At 66.6% G+C, this 20,669-nt stretch carries 17 protein-coding genes and 1 pseudogene; 10 read left to right on the plus strand and 8 right to left on the minus strand.

What is annotated here, in order from left to right; all coding sequences use genetic code 11:
• Window positions 1-83: 83 nt before the first annotated feature.
• Both A5732_RS27665 and cobF read right to left on the minus strand, forming a co-directional pair.
• Window positions 84-326 (minus strand): annotated as a pseudogene (locus A5732_RS27665) (DNA-formamidopyrimidine glycosylase family protein); the annotation flags it as partial.
• 4 nt (window positions 327-330) lie between these two features.
• On the minus strand, window positions 331-1,077 hold the full coding sequence (gene cobF, locus A5732_RS20065; protein ID WP_076051270.1) for a precorrin-6A synthase (deacetylating): 747 nt from the start codon (window positions 1,075-1,077) through the stop codon (window positions 331-333).
• A gap of 124 nt (window positions 1,078-1,201) precedes the next feature.
• Here cobF and A5732_RS20070 point away from each other — a divergent pair, with 124 nt between their 5' ends.
• The 4 genes from A5732_RS20070 to A5732_RS20085 all read left to right on the plus strand — a co-directional run bounded on the left by A5732_RS20070 (window position 1,202) and on the right by A5732_RS20085 (window position 5,460).
• The gene (locus A5732_RS20070) at window positions 1,202-2,107 is read left to right on the plus strand and encodes an AurF N-oxygenase family protein (RefSeq protein ID WP_065073954.1); all 906 of its coding nucleotides are present in this window, start codon (window positions 1,202-1,204) and stop codon (window positions 2,105-2,107) included.
• Window positions 2,104-3,339, plus strand: a complete 1,236-nt coding sequence (locus tag A5732_RS20075) for a DUF4873 domain-containing protein (RefSeq protein WP_076103104.1) — start codon at window positions 2,104-2,106, stop codon at window positions 3,337-3,339. The genes A5732_RS20070 and A5732_RS20075 overlap by 4 nt, the downstream gene beginning before the upstream one ends.
• Before the next feature lie 396 nt (window positions 3,340-3,735).
• On the plus strand, window positions 3,736-4,479 hold the full coding sequence (locus tag A5732_RS20080) for an STAS domain-containing protein (RefSeq protein WP_076051272.1): 744 nt from the start codon (window positions 3,736-3,738) through the stop codon (window positions 4,477-4,479).
• A 114-nt stretch (window positions 4,480-4,593) separates the two neighbouring features.
• A complete protein-coding gene (locus tag A5732_RS20085) occupies window positions 4,594-5,460 on the plus strand; it encodes an LLM class flavin-dependent oxidoreductase (protein WP_076051273.1) in 867 nt (288 codons plus the stop codon).
• A gap of 112 nt (window positions 5,461-5,572) precedes the next feature.
• Here A5732_RS20085 and A5732_RS20090 read toward each other — a convergent pair whose 3' ends face one another.
• Window positions 5,573-6,379: an enoyl-CoA hydratase/isomerase family protein gene (locus A5732_RS20090; protein ID WP_076051274.1), complete on the minus strand. Its 807-nt coding sequence runs from the start codon at window positions 6,377-6,379 to the stop codon at window positions 5,573-5,575.
• Between the two features lie 75 nt (window positions 6,380-6,454).
• On the opposite strand from A5732_RS20090, the gene A5732_RS20095 reads away from it, so the two are divergent.
• Window positions 6,455-7,372, plus strand: coding sequence for a class I SAM-dependent methyltransferase (locus A5732_RS20095; protein ID WP_076103105.1), 918 nt, complete (start codon window positions 6,455-6,457; stop codon window positions 7,370-7,372).
• A 13-nt stretch (window positions 7,373-7,385) separates the two neighbouring features.
• Here A5732_RS20095 and A5732_RS20100 read toward each other — a convergent pair whose 3' ends face one another.
• Window positions 7,386-9,335, minus strand: a complete 1,950-nt coding sequence (locus A5732_RS20100) for a fumarylacetoacetate hydrolase family protein (protein WP_076103106.1) — start codon at window positions 9,333-9,335, stop codon at window positions 7,386-7,388.
• Complete coding sequence (locus A5732_RS20105) at window positions 9,332-11,599, minus strand: ATP-dependent DNA ligase (protein ID WP_076103107.1); 2,268 nt, start codon at window positions 11,597-11,599, stop codon at window positions 9,332-9,334. Before A5732_RS20105 ends, A5732_RS20100 begins: the two co-directional genes overlap by 4 nt.
• 128 nt (window positions 11,600-11,727) lie before the next feature.
• Between A5732_RS20105 and A5732_RS20110 the strand changes: the two genes are divergently transcribed.
• The 5 genes from A5732_RS20110 (at window position 11,728) to A5732_RS20130 (ending at window position 17,498) form a co-directional block, all read left to right on the plus strand.
• The gene (locus A5732_RS20110) at window positions 11,728-13,254 is read left to right on the plus strand and encodes a mannitol dehydrogenase family protein (protein WP_076103108.1); all 1,527 of its coding nucleotides are present in this window, start codon (window positions 11,728-11,730) and stop codon (window positions 13,252-13,254) included.
• Complete coding sequence (locus A5732_RS20115; RefSeq protein WP_076051279.1) at window positions 13,251-14,108, plus strand: HAD family hydrolase; 858 nt, start codon at window positions 13,251-13,253, stop codon at window positions 14,106-14,108. Before A5732_RS20110 ends, A5732_RS20115 begins: the two co-directional genes overlap by 4 nt.
• Before the next feature lie 56 nt (window positions 14,109-14,164).
• Window positions 14,165-15,592 carry a mannitol dehydrogenase family protein gene (locus A5732_RS20120; protein ID WP_076103109.1) on the plus strand — a complete coding sequence of 476 codons (1,428 nt, stop codon included), beginning with the start codon at window positions 14,165-14,167 and terminating at the stop codon, window positions 15,590-15,592.
• Window positions 15,589-16,497 carry a carbohydrate kinase family protein gene (locus A5732_RS20125; protein ID WP_076103110.1) on the plus strand — a complete coding sequence of 303 codons (909 nt, stop codon included), beginning with the start codon at window positions 15,589-15,591 and terminating at the stop codon, window positions 16,495-16,497. Before A5732_RS20120 ends, A5732_RS20125 begins: the two co-directional genes overlap by 4 nt.
• Before the next feature lie 95 nt (window positions 16,498-16,592).
• Window positions 16,593-17,498: a Ku protein gene (locus A5732_RS20130; protein WP_064953260.1), complete on the plus strand. Its 906-nt coding sequence runs from the start codon at window positions 16,593-16,595 to the stop codon at window positions 17,496-17,498.
• A gap of 12 nt (window positions 17,499-17,510) precedes the next feature.
• Here the strand turns inward: A5732_RS20130 and pstA are convergent, their stop codons facing one another.
• The 3 genes from pstA to pstS are packed head-to-tail and all read right to left on the minus strand — an operon-like array spanning window position 17,511 to window position 20,527.
• A complete protein-coding gene (gene pstA / locus A5732_RS20135) occupies window positions 17,511-18,413 on the minus strand; it encodes a phosphate ABC transporter permease PstA (protein ID WP_065053026.1) in 903 nt (300 codons plus the stop codon).
• On the minus strand, window positions 18,410-19,384 hold the full coding sequence (pstC, locus tag A5732_RS20140; protein ID WP_142248540.1) for a phosphate ABC transporter permease subunit PstC: 975 nt from the start codon (window positions 19,382-19,384) through the stop codon (window positions 18,410-18,412). The genes pstA and pstC overlap by 4 nt, the downstream gene beginning before the upstream one ends.
• Before the next feature lie 30 nt (window positions 19,385-19,414).
• Window positions 19,415-20,527: a phosphate ABC transporter substrate-binding protein PstS gene (gene pstS, locus A5732_RS20145; protein WP_076051284.1), complete on the minus strand. Its 1,113-nt coding sequence runs from the start codon at window positions 20,525-20,527 to the stop codon at window positions 19,415-19,417.
• Between the last annotated feature and the right edge of the window lie 142 nt (window positions 20,528-20,669).

The following is a 20,669-nucleotide window of genomic DNA, read 5'->3' on the forward strand; positions in this document are numbered from 1 at the left end:
GGCGCCTCACCGGGGGTGCCCAGGTGCACCCGCAGCGCGATCGGGCCCTTGCCCGGCCGAAGCGGCGCCGCGGCCAGCTTGTCCGACCAGCGCAACCAGCCCGCACGCGACAGGTGAGCGATCAGGAAAAGGTTGTCGGTGCGCAGCCCCAGGTACTTGCCCCACCGCTCGGCCCCGGTCACGGCCTGGCCGTGCAGCGCGCTGACCGGCGGGTCGAAGGTCTTCAGCACGGACAGGGCGGCGATGTCGACCCGCCCGATCGTCAGGCCGACGGCGTGGCGCCGCAGATGGTCGACCAGCGCTTCGATCTCGGGTAGTTCGGGCACGGTTTCAGTGTGCCGGTCGCAGCAAATAGGTGTCCATTATCCACCCGTGCCGGGCGCGGGCTTCGGCTCGTAGCGAAACGATGCGGGGGCCGACCTCGCCGACGGTGCCCGCGATGAGCAGTTCGTCGTCGGTACCCAGGTAGGCGCCCCACCAGATTCGCGCGTCGGGCGGGCAGACCTGAAACGAGCAGTCGGCGTCGAGCATCACGACGGCGGATCCCGGGCTCGGCCCGTGGGTGCGCAGCTGGCGCCCGGTGGTGATCAGAACGGGTTCGCCGACCTCGTTGAGGGGGATGCGGTGCCGGGCGGTCAGCGCCTGCACGGCGGTGATGCCCGGGATGACGTCGAACGTGAAGTCGACCCGTTCGGCCACCGCGTCGAGGATGCGCAGCGTGCTGTCGTAGAGCGACGGGTCGCCCCAGGCGAGAAACCCGCCGACGCCGTGCGGGCCCAGCTCGGCGGTGATGGCGTCGGCCCAGATCTGCGCGCGGGCGGCGTGCCAATCCGCAACCGCGTCCCGGTATTCGGCGTCATCGGCCCGCTTGGGGTCGGGCAGCTCGACGAAGCGGTAGCCCGGCTCACGGATGAACCGGCCGCAGATCTCGCGCCGCAGCGCCACCAGGTCGCTCTTCTGCTCGCCCTTGTCCATCGCGAAGAACACCTGGGTGTCGTTGAGCGCCTCGATCGCCTGCACCGTCACGTAATCGGGGTCGCCGGCACCGATGCCGATGACGTGAATGTGCCGGCCCACTACGCCGCCTCCTGATGCTCGTTGCCCGTCAGATTGCCGAATCGCAACCTCCAGCATCTAGCCGGGACCGCAAGTACCCAGTACCATGGGTACCGTCTGAAGCACCCAATGGAGGGACGCCACGATGACCACTCCGGTGAAGCCAGGTGGGCCGAGTCGGGAAGACTTCTCGGACCGATTGCTGAAGGGCTCGGTCAAAAAATCCTACGAACCCGTCGTCGACATCGACTGGGACGCCCCGCTGGACCCGGACAAGTTCTATCTGCCGGCCCGGCTGGTGTCGCTCTACGGCACGCCGATGTGGGACGAGATGACCCGCGAGCAACAGATCGAGTTGTCCCGGCAGGAATTGGTCAACACGCTCTCGGCCGGGATCTGGTTCGAGAACATGCTCAACCAGGCGCTGCTGCGCACGATCCTGCACGAGGACCCGACCAGCCGGTCGACGCATTACAAGCTGACCGAACTGGGCGACGAGACCCGCCACATGGTGATGTTCGGCAAGGCGATCGAACGTGTCGGTGCCAAACCGGTGCGCCCCAAGCTGTTTCATCGGATGATCATCAACTGCCTGCCGCTGGCGTTTCAGCGCGGCTCGATGCTCTGGGTGGCCGCCCTGATCGGTGAGGAGATCTTCGACTCGTTGCAGCGACAGATGATGGACGATCCGGAACTGCAACCAATCATCCAGCGGCTCATGCGGATTCACGTCACCGAAGAGGCGCGCCACATCCAGTTCGCGCGCGACGGTGCCCGCAAGCGCGTGGTCGAGATGCCCCGGTTCAACCGCTGGTTCATGGCCAACATCAACGGGCTGGGCGGTTACTTCTTCAACTACCTGTTCAGCAACCCCGTCCCGTATGCACGAGCGGGTCTCGACCCCAAGCGGGCCCGCAAGGTCGCGCGCACCAGCCCGCATCGCCGCGACGTACAGGTTGCCGGATTCGCCCCACTGGCGGCGTTTTTGACCGAGGTCGGCCTGATGGGCTCGATCGCGCGCCGCGGCTGGAAGCGCAGCAGATTTCTGTGACGCAGCCGCCGGACCACCCCGAGCGCCGCTGCCACATCGTCGTCGTCGGGGCGGGCGTCCGCGCCAAGAGCGCCCAAACCGCCTTGCTGGCAGCCGGTTTCACCGACCTGGTGATGCTGGACGGGCCCACCCGGGACGCGCGCTTTGACGACGACTCCGATACCTGGCTCTTGACCGGGGCGGAGGGCGACCAAATCCGGGCCGATGTCGTCGTCGCCGCCGACCATCCGCTCCAGCGGCCCTGGCTGCCCGGCATCCCCGGACGCGACGAGTTCGGCGGAGCGGCGTTTCACGCCGCGGCGTGGGACCCCGGATTCGATCCGTCCGGCAAGCAGATCGCGGTAATAGGCACCGACGCCGCGGCAGCCCACCACCTCGGGCGGCTGGCCCAGATGGCGGCATCGGTCACCGTGTTCGCCCACGCACCGCGTCGCGTCGTGGCCGACATCCCTTCGTGGTCCACCCGCGCCACACGCTGGCTGCGGCGCCGCACGCCGGCCTCGCGGCTCCGGGTCGCCATCGCCGGGTCCGCGATGGAGGCGGTGAGCGCATCGGGCGTGCACACCGTCGACGGCACCGTGCACCGCGTCGACGCCATCATCTACGGCACCGGCTACTTCATCCCCGAAAACGTCGCCGACCAGACCCTGGTCGGCTCGGCCGGGCTGACCATCCGGCAGGCCTGGCACGACGGCATGGAGCCGTTCTGCGGGGTGGCGATTCGCGGGTTCCCCAATTACTTTTTCGTCACCGGTCCCGATCCGGACGCGCAGGCGCGCTACGTCGCCGAGTGCCTGAAAGTCATGGGGCGCACGGCCAGTGGCCGCATCGAGGTGCGCGCCAGCAGCCAGCGGGTGTTCAACGAGCGCGCCCAGCTGCGGCCGGCCGAGCCGCCCTCGGTGGCGTCCGCCTTCGATCTCTCGGCCAGCGTGCCCGCCGGTGAAGACACGTACGACGGCGCCGCCACGCTGGAAATCGCGGGCGCGCACCACGCGGTGCGGGTCCGGCTGACCGGTCATCTGGACCCGATCGACGGCCGCTACCACTGGCAGGGAACGGTGTTTGGTTCTCCGTCGGGACCCTTGGCCGACCACGTCCTCAAGCAGTCACGGACGGGCACGCTGACGGTCGGGGAGCGCAGCGCGCCGGCACGCATCGTCGAACAGACACCGTGGGGAACGCACTCGGTCGCCGGAGTGGGCGCTCCCCCCTACGCGTTGAGCAATCACTGAGCCGATATGTGCACCGCCGCGTCGGCTGACGCGCGGCGCACAGGCTGAGGCTTTTGCGCTGGTTAACCCCCTGTTTTTCGGGACATACCGAAAAGTTTGGCGGCGGTCACCGCGTGGTAACCACGAGGGAAGCGCGTGCTGGGCATTTGACTCCATGGCGCGTCGGCGTGGGTTCGTCAACTCTCCGACGGGTTTGGGAGGGGGGCGCATGGTGCTTTCGTTGCGGGCTTGCGGAATGGATTTACCGGGATCCCAATCGCAGCCTGCAGTTTCCTGCTGTATCGAGGCCGCTGGTTCCCGAAGTACACTTTTGCCGCTGAGAGCGGATACTCAAGCAGTCGGCCCGGCATGATGCGAGGAGCGGGAAATGGAACCGGACGCCAGGACCGAGCTGGGATGAGCCCGGTGGCCGTTGCGATGCGGACCGATGACTCGGTCGCCGTTCTGACCGTCGACGGCGAGCTTGATGCCGCCAACTCGACCGCACTTCGCGAACGCATCCTCAAGGCCGCGCTGGACGATGCCGCCGCCGTGATCGTCGACGTCTCCGGCCTCAAGGTGCACACCGAATCGGCATGGGCTGCCTTCATGGGCGCGTACTGGCAGGTCGGCAGCGCCCCTCCCATTCCGATCGTGCTGGTCTGCACCAACCGGGCGACCCGCGACGCGATCACCAATAGCGATGTCACCCACTTCATGCCGGTCTATGCGAGCGAGAAAGCCGCGCTGAAGGCGCTCGGCCAGAGCAGCCGCCGCCCTGTGCGGCGGGCCGATGTGCAGCTGCCCGCGGACCTGACCAGCCTGCGCGAGTCACGGCGCCTGGTCCGCGAATGGCTCACCACCTGGTCGCAGTCCAAGCTGATTCCGGTGGCGCTGGTGGTGGTCAACGTGTTCGTGGAGAACGTGCTGGAACACACCGCCAGCGTTCCGGCGGTGCGCATCGAGGCGCAGGGCACCACGGCGACCATCGCGGTGTCGGATGCGAGCAACACGCCCGCGGTGCGACTGCCGTCGCCGAAGAAGGGCATCGACGTGTCCGGGCTGGCGATCGTCGACGCGTTGTCCCGAGCGTGGGGCAGCACGCCCACCTCGTCCGGGAAGACCGTGTGGGCGGTCATCGGTCCCGAGAACCAGCTGTAGCCCAGAACCTCCCCCGGTCGGCGGCCCGGGTGTGGCCGCGCCGATCTGCCGGTTGTGCTGAAACTAGAACACGTTCTAATGTCGACTGACGACCCCTTCAGGAAGGCAGATGACGTGCGGTTTACCTACGCAGAGGCGATGACGGACTTTAGGTACTACATCCCGCTGGCCAAGGCAGCCGAGGCGGCCGGCTACGACGCCATGACGATCGCCGACAGCATCGCCTACCCCTTCGAGTCCGACTCGAAATACCCCTACACCCCGGACGGCAACCGCGAATTCCTGGACGGCAAGGAGTTCATCGAAACCTTCGTGCTCACTTCGGCATTGGGCGCGGTGACCACGAAGCTGCGGTTCAACTTCTTCGTGCTCAAGCTGCCGATCCGGCCACCGGCGTTGGTGGCCAAGCAGATCGGGTCGCTGGCCGCGATGACGGATAACCGGGTGGGCTTCGGCGTCGGCACCAGCCCGTGGCCCGAAGACTACGAGTTGTTGGGTGTCCCGTTCGCCAGGCGCGGCAAGCGGATGGACGAATGTATCGAGATCATCCAGGGCCTCACCACCGGGGACTACTTCGAATTCCACGGCGAGTTCTACGACATCCCCAAGACCAAGATGACCCCGGCGCCCACCAAGCCCGTCCCGATCCTGATCGGCGGTCACGCCGACGCGGCGCTGCGGCGCGCGGCGCGCCTGGACGGCTGGATGCACGGCGGCGGCGACCCCGAGGAACTCGACCACCTGCTGGCCAAGCTCAAGAAGTTCCGTGAAGAAGCCGGCAAGACCGGGCCGTTCGAGATCCACGTGATCTCGGCCGACGCCTACACCGCCGACGGCATCAAACGGCTCGAGGACAAGGGTGTCACCGACGTCATCGTCGGCTTCCGCATTCCCTACATCAAGGGCAAGGACACCGAGCCGCTGGACAGCAAGATCCGCAACCTGGAGATGTTCGCCGAGAACGTGATCGCGAAGCTCTAGCGGCGGTCGCAAGCGCGGCCGCGGCGATCGCAAGCGCGCAGCCGGGCGCAGCGGGTCGCCGCATAGTCCAAGCCGGGCGCAGCGGGCCGCCCATCAGGCAAGCGGTAAAGCGTTACAGCACATCCCATTTCGGGGCGCGCTTTTCCCGGTGCGCCATCGCGGCCTCGACCGGGTTGTTCGTGAAGCCGCTGAGGATCTGGGTGCGGTTCTCGATCTCGATGGCATGGCGCAGGCTGGGCGCGTCCAGTGCGGCGTTGAGGCCAATCTTGGTCTGCCACACGCCGTATGCGTTGTTCTCGGCGATCGAACGGGCCAGCTTGAGCGCGGCCGGCATCAGCTCATCGGGAGCGACGACCTCGTGCACCAGCTTGATGCGGTAGGCCTCGGCCGCGTCGATGATGCGACCGGTGAGCATGAGTTCGCGCGCCACCCCGGCTCCGACGATCTTGGGCAGCAGGTAGCTGGTGCCCATGTCCATCGACGAGAACCCCGCCTTGATGAACACCGAACCGAACCGGGCCTGCTCGGAGGCGACGCGGATATCGCAGACCAACGAGAACGCCAACCCACCCCCGACCGCGACCCCGTTCACCGCGCCGATCACCGGAATGTCCATCTCGTAGATCCGGATGTACAGGTTGGCCAGCCGGACCTGGGCGTCGTAGTTGACCTTGAACGCCGGGGTGGTCGGCTTGTTCTGCGTCCAAGGCTGACCGGTGCCGCTCAGGTCGGCGCCGGCGCAGAATCCGCGTCCGGCACCGGTCAGGATCGCCACCCGGTACTCACCGTTGTCCAGCGCGTCCAGCGCCTCGTGGACGCCGTCGATCAACGACCCATCGATGGCGTTGAGGCGTTCCGGCCGGTTCAGGGTGATGCAGGCGATGTTGTCTTCGAGACGTTCCAGTGTCACTGCAGGCATAGGGGAACCGTAGGCGACGTCGCTCTTCGCCGAGGAGGCATACGGTGGTTTTGCCACCACATCGAAGGAGCAGCCATGGCACGAACCGAAGGTGACACCTGGGACCTGGCCAACAGCGTCGGCGCCACCGCCACCATGGTGGCAGCGGCCCGGGCGGCCGCCACCAGACGCCCACAACCGGTGATCACGGACGAGTTCGCCGAGCCGCTGGTGCGCGCCGTCGGGCTGGACGTGTTCATCAAGCTGGCGACCGGCGAACTCGATTCAGATGAACTCGAGAACGGCGTCAAATTTTCGCGGATGGTGGACACATTCGCCGCCCGGGCCCGGTTTTACGACGACTATTTCGCCGCGGCCGGCCAGGCCGGCCTGCGCCAGGTGGTGATCGTGGCATCGGGTCTGGATTCGCGGGCTTACCGGCTTCATTGGCCGGCCGGCACAACGGTGTACGAGATCGACCAGCCGGAGGTGATCGCGTTCAAGAGCGCGACCCTGGCCGAGATCGGCGCGGCCCCGACCGCCGAACTCCGCACGGTCGGTATCGATTTGCGCGAGGACTGGCCGGCGGCTTTGCAGGCGGCGGGCTTCGACCCGGCGCAGGCGACGGCATGGCTCGCCGAGGGAGTGCTGATCGGGTTCCTTCCGCCCGAGGCCGAAGTTCGGTTGCTGGACGCCATCATTCCGTTGTCCAGCGAGGGCAGCCGGTTCGCCGCCGACTTCGGGACCGTCGCCCCGGCGACGCCGGAGGGGCGGGAACAGTCCCGGCTCTCGACCGAGGGGTGGCGACGACACGGGCTCGATCTGGACATCGCCGGTTTGGCCTACCCGGGTGAGCACACCGACGTCGCCGCGTACCTGGCGGCAAACGGGTGGGATACCACCACATTTCGGCTCGCCGACCTGTTTACCGCCGCGGGCCTACCACAATTGGGGCCCGTCGAGCATCAGGTTCCCGCCGCCACGATCAGCTTCGTCAGGGCGGTGCGGCCCTAGCCGGCGCAAGTGGTCACGCGGACCGCTTGGCCAGCCACTCGGCCTGCATCACCAGCAGGGCCATGACCTCCAATTGCGGTGTCTGCGGGTCGAGTTCGCGGTAGCGCTGATAGACGTTGACGACGACGCGCTCGGCGTCCAACCAGGTGGCGTACTCGCCGAGGTCGATGGTGTCGGCGGCCTCGGCCCACGACAAGCCCCGGCGGTAGGCGGCCTCGGCCTGTTCGGCGACGTGCACGAGATAGCCACGCACCGCGCGGATTCCGTCCGGATCGGTGATGGGGCCGTGGCCGGGCACCACCGTCGGCGCGTCCAGCGCGATCATCGTGTCGCACGCCGCGACCCAGTTGGCGATCGGGCCGGCCCACACGATGGGCGTGCAGCCGATGAACAGCAGGTCGCCGCCGAACAGTACCCCCGCGTCGGGCACGTGCACCACCGAGTCGGCGGCGGTGTGCGCGGGACCCAGATTCAGCATGTCGATCCGCCGCCCGCCGACCTCGACGGACAGGTTGCGCTCGAAGGTCTGGTCGGCGTTGCGCAGCGTGATGTTGCTGAAGTCGAAGTGCCCGAAGCGTTCTCGCGTGTACGGGGTCGCCACCGGCCCGAGGTTGGCGGTTTGCGCCATGGCCAGCATCTCGGGCGCCATCCCGTGCTCGATCTCCTCGGCGGTGCCGCGCGCGGCGATGATGCGAACCGAATTGTCGAGCAGTTGGTTGCCGTGGGTGTGGTCGCCGTTGGAGTGGGTGATCAACGCGTCGGTGATGGGTGCGGACCCGGTGATGGGCCGCATCGCGGTGAGCATCTCGCGGGTCAGCGCCAGGTCGAACAGGGTGTCCACCAACAGGGACGCGCCCTCGCCGGCGATCAGCCCGGCGTTGCTCCACCCATAGCCCCCGTCCGGCAGCGTCCATGCCCACACCCGGTCGGCCACCTGATGCAGCCCGCGGGTGTAGGGCACCCGGGTCGGTGCCCGGTTGACCCGCGGCGCTGCGGGCGCAGCGTCCGGGTTGTGCCGTGCGGCCAACGCGTGTGGCGCGCTGCTCGCGCGGACGGTCTGCCGGGTCTCCCCCAAGCCCTGGACTTGCAGCGTGACGATGTCGCCGTCGTGTAGCCAACCGGGAAACGATTCCAGCGCACCGGGATTGAGGTGCTCGACCAATGTGCAGGTGGGCACCGTCCCGGAGCCGATGACATCGCCGGGGTTGAGGGTCACGCCGCGCGAGGCGTAGGAGATGACTTCGCCAAAGGTCCAGTCCATCTGGGCCGTCGACCCCGTACCGATAACGGCATCGTTGACCAGGGCGGTGACCCGCAGGTCCAGCTTGCCCGGATGAGAGGGATGGCGGTACGGCTCGAGTTCGTCGGGGGTCACCAGGTAGGGACCCAGCGTGACGCCGCTGTCCTTGCCCTTGCCCTGTCCGATACCCAATTGGCCCTCCATCTGCTGCAGATCGCGAGCGGACCAGTCGTTGAAGATGGTGTAGCCGATGATCGCCTGCTCGGCCTGTTCGACGGTGAGATCCTTTCCGCCGGTGCCGATCACCGCGGCGATCTCCAATTCGAAGTCCTGCCAAGCACTTCCGGGCGCCGTCGGCGCGTCGTCGTAGGGCCCTAAAACGGTTGCCGGACAGGCGAAGTAGAACGCGGGGATGCGGTACCAGCTGTCGGCGAGCAGCCGCCCGGCACCCAGCGCGGCTTGGCAGTTGCGCATGTGGTCGAGGAAGCACAGGGAATCCCGGATGGACGGCGGGCGCGGGATGGGCGCGAGCAGGCGTACGTCGGCGAGCGCTACCGTCCCCGTCGGGGAGCGCTGCGCCTCTTCCCCCGCCTGCCGCAGTCCGTCAGGGCCTCGCGCGATCAGGTCGAGCAGCGTCACTCCCGCCGGCAGCGCATGGATGGTGTCGCCGGAGAGGACCCCGACGCGCTCACCGTCATCACCTTGGTAGGTAACCCATTTCACTCGCGTACCACCTCACTCGCTTCCTTGTCCGGCCGTAGCCCCCGCCAACTCGATTGGCGTAGCCGGTCATCCGGGGTCCACTCGCTGTAGCGCACCTCCCCGACCAGAACCGGCTCGACGTACGTCACGCCGCGGGCTTCGCTGCGGGGCAGCGGTGGGTGGAAGGGGGATTCGTCGGTGTGCAGTGGCGCCAGCGTCTTCTTCAGGTTGGTCAGGTCGCGTTCGGTGAACCCGGTGCCGACGCGGCCAGCGAAGTGCAGGCCATCCACGGTCGGGATGCCCATCAGCAGCGAGCCGATGCCGCTGCTGCGCCCGCCTTCCCCGGCCTTCCAGCCGCCGATGACGACTTCCTGGGTGTTCCAATGCTTGTCCTTGATCCAGGACGACGAGCGCCGGCCGGGCTGGTAGGTGGAGTCGCGCCGCTTGGCGATCACCCCTTCCCAGCCGCGCTTGCCGGAGTGCTCCAGCGCCTGCGCGCCGTCGCCGGGCAGCAACTCGGGAACAATGAGATCGCTGCCGGCGCCGAGCATTTCCAGCACCTTACGCCGGTCGGAGTACCTGGCCCGCAGCAGCGAGCGGCCGTCGAGGTACAGCACGTCGAACGCCCAGAATTCCACGCGCGAGCCCCGGCCGCGGTTCTGCATCTCATGGAAGTTGGGCACACCCGAGGAGTCCAGGACGACGGCCTCACCGTCGAGGATCACGTGGTGTTCCGCGAGATCTTCTGCAAGCGAACGCAGTTCGGGATATTCGCCGGTGACTTCGCGGCCGCGCCGGGACCGTATCCGGATGGCGCCGTGGTCGGCCTCGATCAGCAGCCGGTAGCCATCCCATTTGCCTTCGAACGCCCACTGGCCCGCCTTCAGCGCCGTCACCGAACCATGGGTGGCCAGCATGGGGACGATGGTGTCGAAGTCGAAGACCTTCTGATCCTTCATCCGGTGCGCCAGCCACTGGTCACCGTTGGTCTGAATCAGCGCATAGCGTCCGGAAATCTTGCTGCCGTGCAGATTGACGATGACCTCCCCTTTTTCGGCGGAGTCATTGAACTTTTCGGCCTCATAAGTTCCGGCGTCCCAGATGATCACCTTCCCGGCGCCATACTCGCCCTTGGGAATGATGCCCTCGAACCCGCCGTATTCCAGCGGATGGTCCTCGGTGTGGACCGCCAGGTGGTTCACCGAGGTCGTTTCGGGCAGGTTTTTCGGCACCGCCCAGGACACCAGCACGCCGTCCCGTTCCAGCCGGAAGTCGTAGTGCAGCCGGCGCGCGTGGTGTTCTTGGATGACAAAGCTATTGCCTTGTCCCAGAGCTGGTTTCGTAACAGGGACCGGCTCTGGGGTTTTCGACGCGTCGCGCATGCTGCGGTATTTACTCAGACGATCGGGGACCGGTGCATCCTCGTCCAGCGGTGCCAGCAGATCGCCGTCGCGGGCCACCCGGTCCAGAACTTCGTCATAACGCAGCTGGCGCAGCGACGGGTCGTCAAGTTCCTCCCAGCTGCGCGGCGCCGCAACGGTGGGGTGTTCACGTCCGCGCAGCGAGTACGGCGCGATGGTCGTCTTGGCGCCGTTGTTCTGACTCCAGTCCAGAAAGATCTTTCCGGCCCGCAGGCTCTTGGTCATGGTCGACGTCACCAGTGTGGGCATCGCCTTTTCCAGTTGTTGCGCAACGCGTTTGGCCAACACCGTCGCGCCCTTACTGCTCACCGGCTCCTGCAGCGGCGTGTAAAGGTGCAGGCCCTTGCTGCCGCTGGTGAGCGGGTAGGTGGTCAGCCCGATTGCGGTGATCAGTTCGCGCACGGCGCGCGCCACCTCGGCCAGTTGGGCCATCGTGACGCCTTCACCCGGGTCGAGGTCGAACACGAGACGGGTCGCCGGCCCGGGTTTCAGTTCCTCGGCCCGGCTACGGGTCCACTCCGCGACGAAGCGCCACTGCGGTACGTGGACCTCCAGCGCGGCCTGTTGGGCGATCCAGGCCAGCCCGTCGACGCTGTCGATGATCGGATATGTCGTCGTTCCGGATCGATGCGTCACGCTGGCGCGCGGCAACCAGTCGGGGGCCGACGAGGCCAGTTGCTTCTCGAAAAACGAATCCTGCTCGACGCCGTTGGGCCAGCGCTTGCGCGTGGCCGCCCGCCCGGCGATGTGCGGGATCATCACCTCGGCGATGCGCGTGTAGTAGTCGAAGATGTCGCTCTTGGTGGTGCCGGTGGCGGGGTACAGCACCTTCTCGGCATTGGTCAGTTTCAGCCGCGGTGCCATGTTGTCAAACTACGCGTTTCGCGCGTGTTAACCGCTTTGACCACCGTTAATCGTCCAAACCCCAACTTATTTTGTGACATGACCCACGAAAGTGTTGATTGGCGACTGAGCCCGGGCACAGACACTGAATGTTTGACGTAATCCCCTCCCCGTGGCGTCGAAACAGCGGCGTCCCACTCAGCGACGCGACCCTACGACTGCATTCCCGGAGAATCGACGTTCCAACCTACGACCGGTCATCTCTTGGCCGCGGAGTCGTCCACATCGGTGCGGGCAACTTCCACCGGGCCCACCAGGCCGTCTACTTCGACGATCTCGCCCGTGCGGGCATCTCAGACCGTTGGGGGGTTACCGGCGTCAGCCTGCACTCCCCGGACGTCAAGGACTTGCTGTCGGCACAAGACGGGCTGTACACCGTGGTACAGCAAGGACACGATCGCCAAATCGCCCGCGTCGTCGGCTCCATCGGCTCCGTGCACTACGCCCCGAACGATGGGGCGGCCGTGCGCGCCGCCCTCGCAGATCCTGAAACCCGCATCGTCAGCCTGACCATCACCGGCAACGGATACTTCCTGAATCCCGTCACCGACGAGTTCGACGCCGACGACCCCGACGTGCGCGCCGACCTCGTCGCTTCCGGCACCTATGCCACCGCGTGGGGGTACCTGGCCGAAGCCCTGGACCGGCGTCGCCACGCCGGCATCGCGCCGTTCACCGTGCTCTGCTGCGACAACATCCCCGGCGACAGCCAGCCGGCGAGGACCGCGCTGGTGTCGTTCGCCGCTCTGAAGGATCCCGGGCTTGCCCGCTGGATCGACACGCACGTCGCGTTCCCATCGACCATGGTCGATCGCATCACCCCGCAAACCTCGAAGTCGGAGCGCAAATTCGTCGAGGAGACGTTCGGCGTCGCCGACAAATGGCCCGTCGTGACCGAGCCGTATTGCCAGTGGGTGATCGAGGATTCCTTCAGCAACGGGCGGCCGCCGCTGCACGAGGTCGGTGCCGAGTTCGTTGCCGACGTCAGCGACCACAAGCTGATCAAGACCCGGCTCCTCAACGGAACCCATATCGCGCTCGCGTGCCTGGCCATCCTGGCCGGTTACCAGCGCACCGACGAAGCGATGCGCGACGGCATCATCTTCGATTTCGTCGAGAAGCTGCTGCGCGACGAGATTCAGCCGCTCCTGCCCCCGGTCCCCGGGATGAACACACCCGAGTACCGGCGCACCTTGCTCGATCGGCTCGGCAATCCCCGAATGAGCGACCAGCTGTCTCGGCTGGCCCGCCGGGGGACCAGCAAGATCGCGACGTTCGTGCTGCCCTCCCTGCAGGAGGCAATCGCGCAGGGCAGGCCGCACACCCTGTTGATGTTGGCGGTCGCCGGATGGGCCCGTTACATGCGCGGCCACGACCTCCAGGGGCGAAGGCTCCGCCTCGAAGACTCGCAGGCGATACCGGTGGCTAGGTTGGCCAATATGGCAAGCAGCAATCCCGATCCGCTGCTGGGGCACGAAATGTTCGCCGAGGTGCGCGCGGTCCCCGGTTTTGCGGAGCGCCTGGGCGACATGATCGCCGACATCGACGCGCGCGGTGTGTTGCCCACGCTGCGCGACGCGTTGCGCCACGAGCAGTGGGAGTTGGTGGCACGATGACCGCGGGCCTGACCTTCGTGCGCGAATTCGATCCGGCGCCGATCACCACGTTGCTCTGCGACGCCGATGACAACCTGTTCGGGTCGGAGAGGCCGGCGTTCGACGCCTCGTGCGAGGTGACGAATCGTTTCCTGGCCAGGTTCGGTGTGACCGCCCCGCTCAGCTCCGAGGAGTTGCGTAAGCGCGCGGTCGGGAAGAACTTCCGTACCACGGCTCTCGACCTGGCGGTGCAGTGCGAGGTGCCGCTCGATAAGACGTTGGCCCAGGGCCGCCCCGCCGCGGTGATCGCGTCAGCCGGCGATGTGGCGAGCGGCAACGCGTTGTGCGCCGACGAACTCGAGCAGTGGGTGCGCGACGAGCGTGAACGGGTAACCGCTCACCTGGCCGTCACCCTGACCCCGGATCCGCAGGTGCTCGAACCGTTGCGCGACCTCGCGGCGCGCTACGCCCTCGCGGCCGTGAGCTCCAGCGCCACCAAGCGTCTGCTTGCCTGCTTCGCCGCCACCGGCCTCGACTCGCTGATCTCGGAGCGGGTGACCTTCAGCGCGGAGGATTCTCTTCCGGTGCCGACGAGCAAGCCCGATCCTGCGGTATATCTGCATTGCGGCCAGGTACTGGGCGTCGCACCCGAACAGGGGCTGGCTATTGAAGATTCGGTGGCCGGCGTGAAGTCGGCGGTTGCGGCCGGTTATGCCACCGTCGGCAACCTGATGTTCGTGTTGCCCGACGAACGGGAATCCCGCCGTGCAGAGTTGATCGATGCCGGCGCAGTCGCGATAACCGATTCGTGGCGTGCTCTTGCTGATGCCCTGTTGTCGTCGGCCGTGCCGGCCGGACGGTCCCCGCTCACATAGGACGTCGACCTCGCCGTAGCGATCCGGGCTGCGACCCGGGGAGGAGGTGGCCAACGATGGCCAGCGCGACCAATCTGAACAGTGCGATCGATCTGAACAATGCGTCGCTCTCCGAGCTGCCGATCGACGCGCCGAAGTACGACCGCGGCACTGTCAACGTCGGGATAGCGCACATCGGCGCCGGTCACTTCCACCGGGCGCATCAGGCCGCGTACATCAATCTGCTGCTGCAGCAAGGGTTGGCGCACGAGTGGGGCATTTGCGGGGTGGGTGTGATGCCCGCCGACTGGACCATGCGCGACGTCCTCAATGGCCAGGACGGGCTGTACACGTTGATCCTGGAAAACCCCAACGGTAGCCGGGATGCCCAGGTGATCGGCTCGATCATCGACTACCGCTACGCCCCGGACGATCCGGATTCGGCATTGGAGGTGCTGGCCGCCCCGTCCACCCGGATCATTTCACTGACCATCACCGAAGGTGGGTACCGCGACCCCGATGGGCCGGCGTTCGCGTTGATCACCGAGGCGCTCGCCCGCCGGCGCCAACGCGGGATCGCCGCGCCGACGATCGTCTCCTGCGACAACATCGAGAACAATGGTGAGGTCGCCAGGCGCACCGTGCTCGCGAGCGCCGAACACGTGGATCCCGAGTTGGCCGAGTGGGTGGCGGAGCATGCCCGGTTCCCGAGTTCGATGGTCGACCGGATCACCCCGGCAACGACTTTGGAGATGGCCGCGGAAGTGCGACGCGACTTCGGCGTCAACGACCGGTGGCCGGTGGTGGCCGAGCCGTTCACCGCCTGGGTGATCGAGGACGACTTCGCCGACGGCCGGCCGCCGCTGGAGCAAGCGGGCGTGCTGCTGGTCGACGATGTGCGCCCGTACGAGCTGATGAAGCTGCGACTGCTCAACGCGGGACACCAGTGCCTGGCCTACTTCGCTCACCTCTGCGGCTTCAAGTTCGTCCACGAGGCCGCAAGCGATCCGTTGTTCGCCGAATTCCTGCTTGCCTACTTCGAATCCGAGGCCATTCCGACGCTCCCGCAGGTGCCGGGAATCGACCTGCATGAGTACGGCCGCACGCTGGTCGAGCGATTTGCCAACCCGGCCGTGCGCGACACCGTCGCGCGGCTGTGCGCCTACTCGTCGGATCGCATCCCGAAATGGCTGTATCCCGTCATTTGCGACAACCTGGCCCACGGTGGGCCGGTCCGGCTGGCGGCAGCGGTGGTGGCGAGCTGGGCCCGATACGCCGAGGGTGTCGACGAGTGGGGCAACCCGTACGAGGTGTTGGACCAGCTGGCGGACTCGCTCGTCCCGATCGCCAGGTCGCAGCACGAGAATCCCACCGTGTTCATCGAGATCACCGCGGTGTTCTGCGATCTGGCCCATCAGCCACGCTTCGTCGAGGCGTACCTCTGGGCGCTGGATTCCTTGCACAGCAAGGGAGCTCGCGCGACGCTGGATGCCTTGGTGCGATGACTCGCGGGCTGGTGATCGGCGAGTCGCTGATCGATATCGTCGGCAGCGATGAGCATGTCGGCGGCAGTCCGCTCAACGTCGCCGTCGGACTCGGCCGGCTGGGCCGCCAGGTCGACTTCCTGACCTCGATCGCCGACGACGCGTGTGGGCGGCGCATCGCCGAATACGTCGAAGCCGCAGGGGTGCAACTGGTTTCGGAAAGCCGCACCGCGCAGCGCACGCCGACCGCGCGGTCAACCATCGCGCAAGACGGGTCGGCCGAATACGTGTTCGATCTGGACTGGCGGCTCTCCGGAACGCCGCCCGTCGCCCCGCCGCTTTTCGTCCACACCGGATCGATTGCCGCCGTGCAGGATCCGGGCTGTCTGGCGGTCGCGGCGCTGATCGACACGTATCGAGTCTCGGCCACCGTCACCTTCGATCCCAACGTTCGGCCGTCGCTGATCGCCGACCGGGACCTGGCCGTCGAACGCATCGAGCACCTCATCGAGCGCAGCGACATCGTGAAGGTCAGCGAGGAAGACCTGCGCTGGATCGACCCCGATCACCCGCCCGAGCAGATCGCGCAAACGTGGCTGCGGCTGGGTCCGGCCATCGTGGCGGTGACGATGGCCGACCGGGGCGCGGTGGCCTTCTGCGCGGCGGGCGCCGCCCGGGTGCCGACGCGCGCGGTGCACGTGGTCGACACCGTCGGCGCCGGTGACTCGTTCATGGCCGGTCTGCTGGACGCGCTGTGGGAATCGGGATCGCTGGGAGGCGACAATCGCGCCGAGTTGCGCGGCATCGACGTTGACACGCTGACGGCGGCGCTGGAGGAGGCGAGCCTGTCGGCGGCGCTGACCGTCGCGCGCGCCGGAGCTGACCTGCCGGATCGGGCCGCGCTGGACGCGGCTTCGCGTCAGTAGGCGCATGCCCCGATAATCCGCAGTCGGGCGGACCATCCCAGGTCGTAGCCCTGCCGTGCTGTTTTGCCACCGGCCCTACGGGCATACTGACTTGCATGCGCTCCATCTGGAAGGGTTCCATTGCGTTCGGGCTGGTGAACGTCCCGGTCAAGGTGTACAGCGCCACCCAGGACCACGACATCAAGTTTCACCAGGTGCACGCTAAGGACAACGGCCGCATCCGTTACCAACGCGTTTGCGAGGTGGACGGCGAGGCCGTCGAGTACCGTGACATCGCCCGGGCCTACGAATCCGACGACGGTCAGATGGTCATCATCACCGACGACGACATCGCCACGCTGCCTGAGGAACGCAGCCGCGAGATCGAAGTGCTGGAGTTCGTGCCCGCCAGCGAGGTGGACCCGATGCTGTTCGACCGCAGCTACTTCCTGGAACCCGACTCTAAGTCATCGAAATCCTATGTGCTGCTTGCCAAGACGCTCGCCGAGACGGATCGGATGGCGATCGTCCACTTCACGCTGCGCAACAAGACCCGCCTGGCGGCCTTGCGCGTCAAGGACTTCGGCAAGCGCGACGTGATGGTGATCCACACCTTGTTGTGGCCCGATGAGATCCGCGATCCGGATTTCCCAATCCTGGACAAGAAGGTCGAGGTCAAGCCGGCCGAACTCAAGATGGCCGGTCAGGTGGTGGACTCGATGGCCGAGGAGTTCAACCCCGACCGCTATCACGACGATTATCAGGAGCAGCTGCACGAACTGGTCCAGGCCAAACTCGAAGGCGGAGAAGCGTTTACCACCGAGGAGCAGCCTAAGGAGCTGGACGAGACCGAGGACGTCTCGGATCTGCTCGCCAAGCTGGAGGCCAGTGTGAAGGCGCGTTCCGGTAACGGCAAGGCACCGGCGAAGAAGGCCGCGGCGAAGAAGGCCCCCGCGAAGAAGACGGCCGCCAAGAAGGCTCCGGCCAAGAAGGCGGCCTCGAAGGCGTCGTCGAAGTCCTGATCCGCCGTCGGCTCAGCGTTTGCGGGTGGCCAGGAAGCGGGTCAGCGCCGCGACGATGTTGATCACGGCGACCATGATGATCAGGGTCAGCGCCGCACCCCAGATCCGCAGGAAGCCGGCGTGTTCGGGGTTGGTGAGCTCGGTGTAGATCAGCAACGGCAGCGACGCCATGTTGCCGTGGAAGATGTCGACGTTGATCGAGCGGCTGTAGCCGACCAGCACCAGCACCGGCGCGGTTTCGCCGATGACGCGCGCGATGGCCAACAGGATTCCGGACACGATGCCGGGCATCGCGATCGGGAAGACGATCCGCACGATGGTCTTCCATTTGGACACGCCTAGCGCGTAGCTGGCCTCGCGCAGGTCGTCGGGCACCAGGCGCAGCATCTCCTCGGCGGAGCGCACCACCACCGGCAGCATCAGCAGGACCAGGGCCAGCGACACCGCGAACGAACTCTGCTGGAAACCCAGGGTGGCGATCCAGAGGCTGAAGATGAACAGCGCCGCCACGATCGAGGGCACGCCCGCGAGCACGTCGACCATGAACGTCGTCAGCCGCACCAGGCGCCCGGATCCGTATTCCACCAGGAAGACCGCGGTCATCAAGCCCAGCGGCACGGCCAGGACGGCGGCCACCCCGGCCTGCACCAGCGTGCCGTAGAGCGCATGGTAGACGCCGCCGGCGAACTGTTCCGGCAGCACGCCGTGCAGCGAGTGGGTCCACCAGCCCGACCGCGTGACGGCGTACCAGCCGCGTTCGACGACGATCCACAACACCCAGATCAGCGGCACCAGCGCGACGCAGAACGAGCTGAGGAAGAAAACCGTCGCGGCGTTGTTGGTGATCCGGCGCCGGAAGCTCAGCGGCCGGAACACCTCGACCTTGACCGGCCGGTCCAGTGCTTCAACGGTCATCCGTTGACCTTCCCGCCGGCGATCGCGCGGGCGAGCGCGTTGACGATGAACGTCAGGACGAACAGCGCGAATCCCGCCGAGATGTACGCCCCCGTCGGCAGCGGCGAGCTGAACTCCGCGGCGGCCGACGCGATCTTCGAGGCGAACGTGTAGCCGCCGTCGAACAGCGACCAGTTACCCGGGCGGGCGGCCGAGCGCAAGATGATCAGCACTGCCACGGTCTCGCCCAGCGCCCGGCCCAATCCCAGCATCGAGGCCGCGATGACGCCGCTGCGGCCGAACGGCAGCACGGTCATCCGCACCACCTCCCATTTGGTGGCGCCCAGCGCCTGCGCCGCCTCCATCTGGATGTGCGGGGTCTGCCGAAACACTTCCCGCGACACGGACGTGACGATGGGCAGGATCATCACCGAGAGCACGACGGCGGCGGTGAAGATGGTGCCACCGCCGGCCAGCGAGACGTTGCCCTGCTTGAACAGGAACAGCCAGCCCAGGTGGCGGTTGAGGAACGTGGCCACCGGCTCGAGCTGGGGTGCGAGCACGAAGATTCCCCACAGCCCGAAGATGATCGACGGCACCGCGGCCAGCAGATCCACCACCGCGCCGAAGGGGCGCGCCAGCCGCTTCGGCGCGTACTGGGTGAGGAACACGGCGATACCGACCGCGATCGGGACGGCCAGCACCAGCGCGCTGAGCGAGCTGAGCACCGTGACCATGAGCAGGTCGCGGATACCGAACGCTAGCTTGTTCGGGTCGCTGGTGCTGAACTTGGCGCTGGTAAAGAAGTTCGCGTGGTTGACCCGCAACGACGGGACGGCGCGCAGCAACAGGAATACCGCGATCAACAGGATGGCGACCACGATCGTCGAGCCGGCGGCGGCGGCGATCAACTTGAACAGGCGATCAGCCCGCCGCCCCACGTGTTCACTCAGCGCTGTTAGTGCCGGCTTCTCCGTGGTCGACGGGCTGATTGCTGTTCCTCGTGTCACGACCACCTCAGGTTATGTGATGGCGTTGATGGAAGAAGACAGCCTCGCCTTGAACGCGTCGGGGATCGGGATGTAGCCATTGTCTGCCAGGCCGTTCTGCCCGGCGCCGATGGTGCTCTGCAGAAACGCCTTGACCGCAGTACCGATCTGGGCATCGGGATATTTCGAGCACACGATCTCGTAGGTGGCCAACACGATCGGGTAGGAACCGGCCTGGGTCGGCTTGTAGAAAGACAGCGTGTCGAGCACCAGGTCGTTACCCTGGCCGGCGATCTTGGCCCCGGCAATCGTCTTGCCCACCGAATCGGCGCTGATCGACACCGCATCCGGGCCGGCCGAGGTGACCACCTTGGCCATGTTCAGTTTCTGCGCCTGAGCAAACGACCATTCGTTGTAGGTAATGGATCCTTCGGTGGCCTTGATCGCCGCGGAGGTGCCATCGTTGCCCTTAGCTCCCTCGCCGACACCGCCCTTGAACGTCTTGCCGGCGCCCTTGCCCCACGCGCCGTCGGCGGCGGCATCGAGGTACTTCTGGAAGTTGTCCGTGGTGCCCGATTCGTCATTGCGGAACACGACGTGAATCGGCTCGGACGGCAGGGCGGCCCCCGGGTTGAGCGCCTGGATCGCGGGGTCATTCCACGTCGTGATCGCGCCGTTGAAGATCTTCGCGGCCGTGGCGCCGTCCAGGCTCAGTGAATTCAATCCCGCGACGTTGTAGGTGATGGCGATCGGGCCGAAGACCACCGGGAGGTTCAACGCGGGCGAACCGCACCGCTGTTGCGCGGCGGCGTATTCGTTGGCCGCCAGAGGGGAATCCGAACCACCGAAATCCGTTTGCTTGCCATTGAATTCGCTGATTCCCGCGCCCGACCCATTGGCGGTGTAGTTCAGCGTCTGCCCAGGGCAAGCATGCTCGAAGGCATTGACGAACCGGGTCATCGCGTTGGCCTGAGCCGTCGAGCCGCTTGCCTTGAGGGTTTTCGCCCCGCCGCAGCTCACCTTGCCCGAGGAGGAACCGCTGGTTGCACCCGCGCCGGTCGTGTTGTTGTCGCTTCCGCATCCGGACAGCGCAAGCGCGCCGGCGCTCAGGACACCCAGCACGGCGCCAAATCGGTTGAGTTTCAATTCGCTTCCTTACGGTAGGGATGAAACAGGATCGCCGCCGGTCGGTAGCCGTTGCGCCCGACCAGCCGTCTCGCAGCCACGAAGCTAACAGTAACAAGGTTAACTGTGAGCAAACTTTCCGGCGCCCGCCGCCAAACGCGAT

The sequence above is a fragment of the Mycobacterium colombiense genome, assembly GCF_001953985.1.
GTDB lineage: Bacteria > Actinomycetota > Actinomycetes > Mycobacteriales > Mycobacteriaceae > Mycobacterium > Mycobacterium colombiense_B.

Coding starts and splice junctions, on each gene's coding strand:
- A5732_RS20070 (WP_065073954.1), top strand. CDS start 1,202: ATGACCACTCCGGTGAAGCCAGGTGGGCCGAGTCGGGAAGACTTCTCG.
- A5732_RS20080 (WP_076051272.1), top strand. CDS start 3,736: ATGAGCCCGGTGGCCGTTGCGATGCGGACCGATGACTCGGTCGCCGTT.
- A5732_RS20090 (WP_076051274.1), bottom strand. CDS start 6,379: ATGCCTGCAGTGACACTGGAACGTCTCGAAGACAACATCGCCTGCATC.
- A5732_RS20095 (WP_076103105.1), top strand. CDS start 6,455: ATGGCACGAACCGAAGGTGACACCTGGGACCTGGCCAACAGCGTCGGC.
- A5732_RS20105 (WP_076103107.1), bottom strand. CDS start 11,599: ATGGCACCGCGGCTGAAACTGACCAATGCCGAGAAGGTGCTGTACCCC.
- A5732_RS20110 (WP_076103108.1), top strand. CDS start 11,728: ATGTTTGACGTAATCCCCTCCCCGTGGCGTCGAAACAGCGGCGTCCCA.
- A5732_RS20115 (WP_076051279.1), top strand. CDS start 13,251: ATGACCGCGGGCCTGACCTTCGTGCGCGAATTCGATCCGGCGCCGATC.
- A5732_RS20120 (WP_076103109.1), top strand. CDS start 14,165: ATGGCCAGCGCGACCAATCTGAACAGTGCGATCGATCTGAACAATGCG.
- A5732_RS20125 (WP_076103110.1), top strand. CDS start 15,589: ATGACTCGCGGGCTGGTGATCGGCGAGTCGCTGATCGATATCGTCGGC.
- A5732_RS20130 (WP_064953260.1), top strand. CDS start 16,593: ATGCGCTCCATCTGGAAGGGTTCCATTGCGTTCGGGCTGGTGAACGTC.
- pstA (WP_065053026.1), bottom strand. CDS start 18,413: ATGACCGTTGAAGCACTGGACCGGCCGGTCAAGGTCGAGGTGTTCCGG.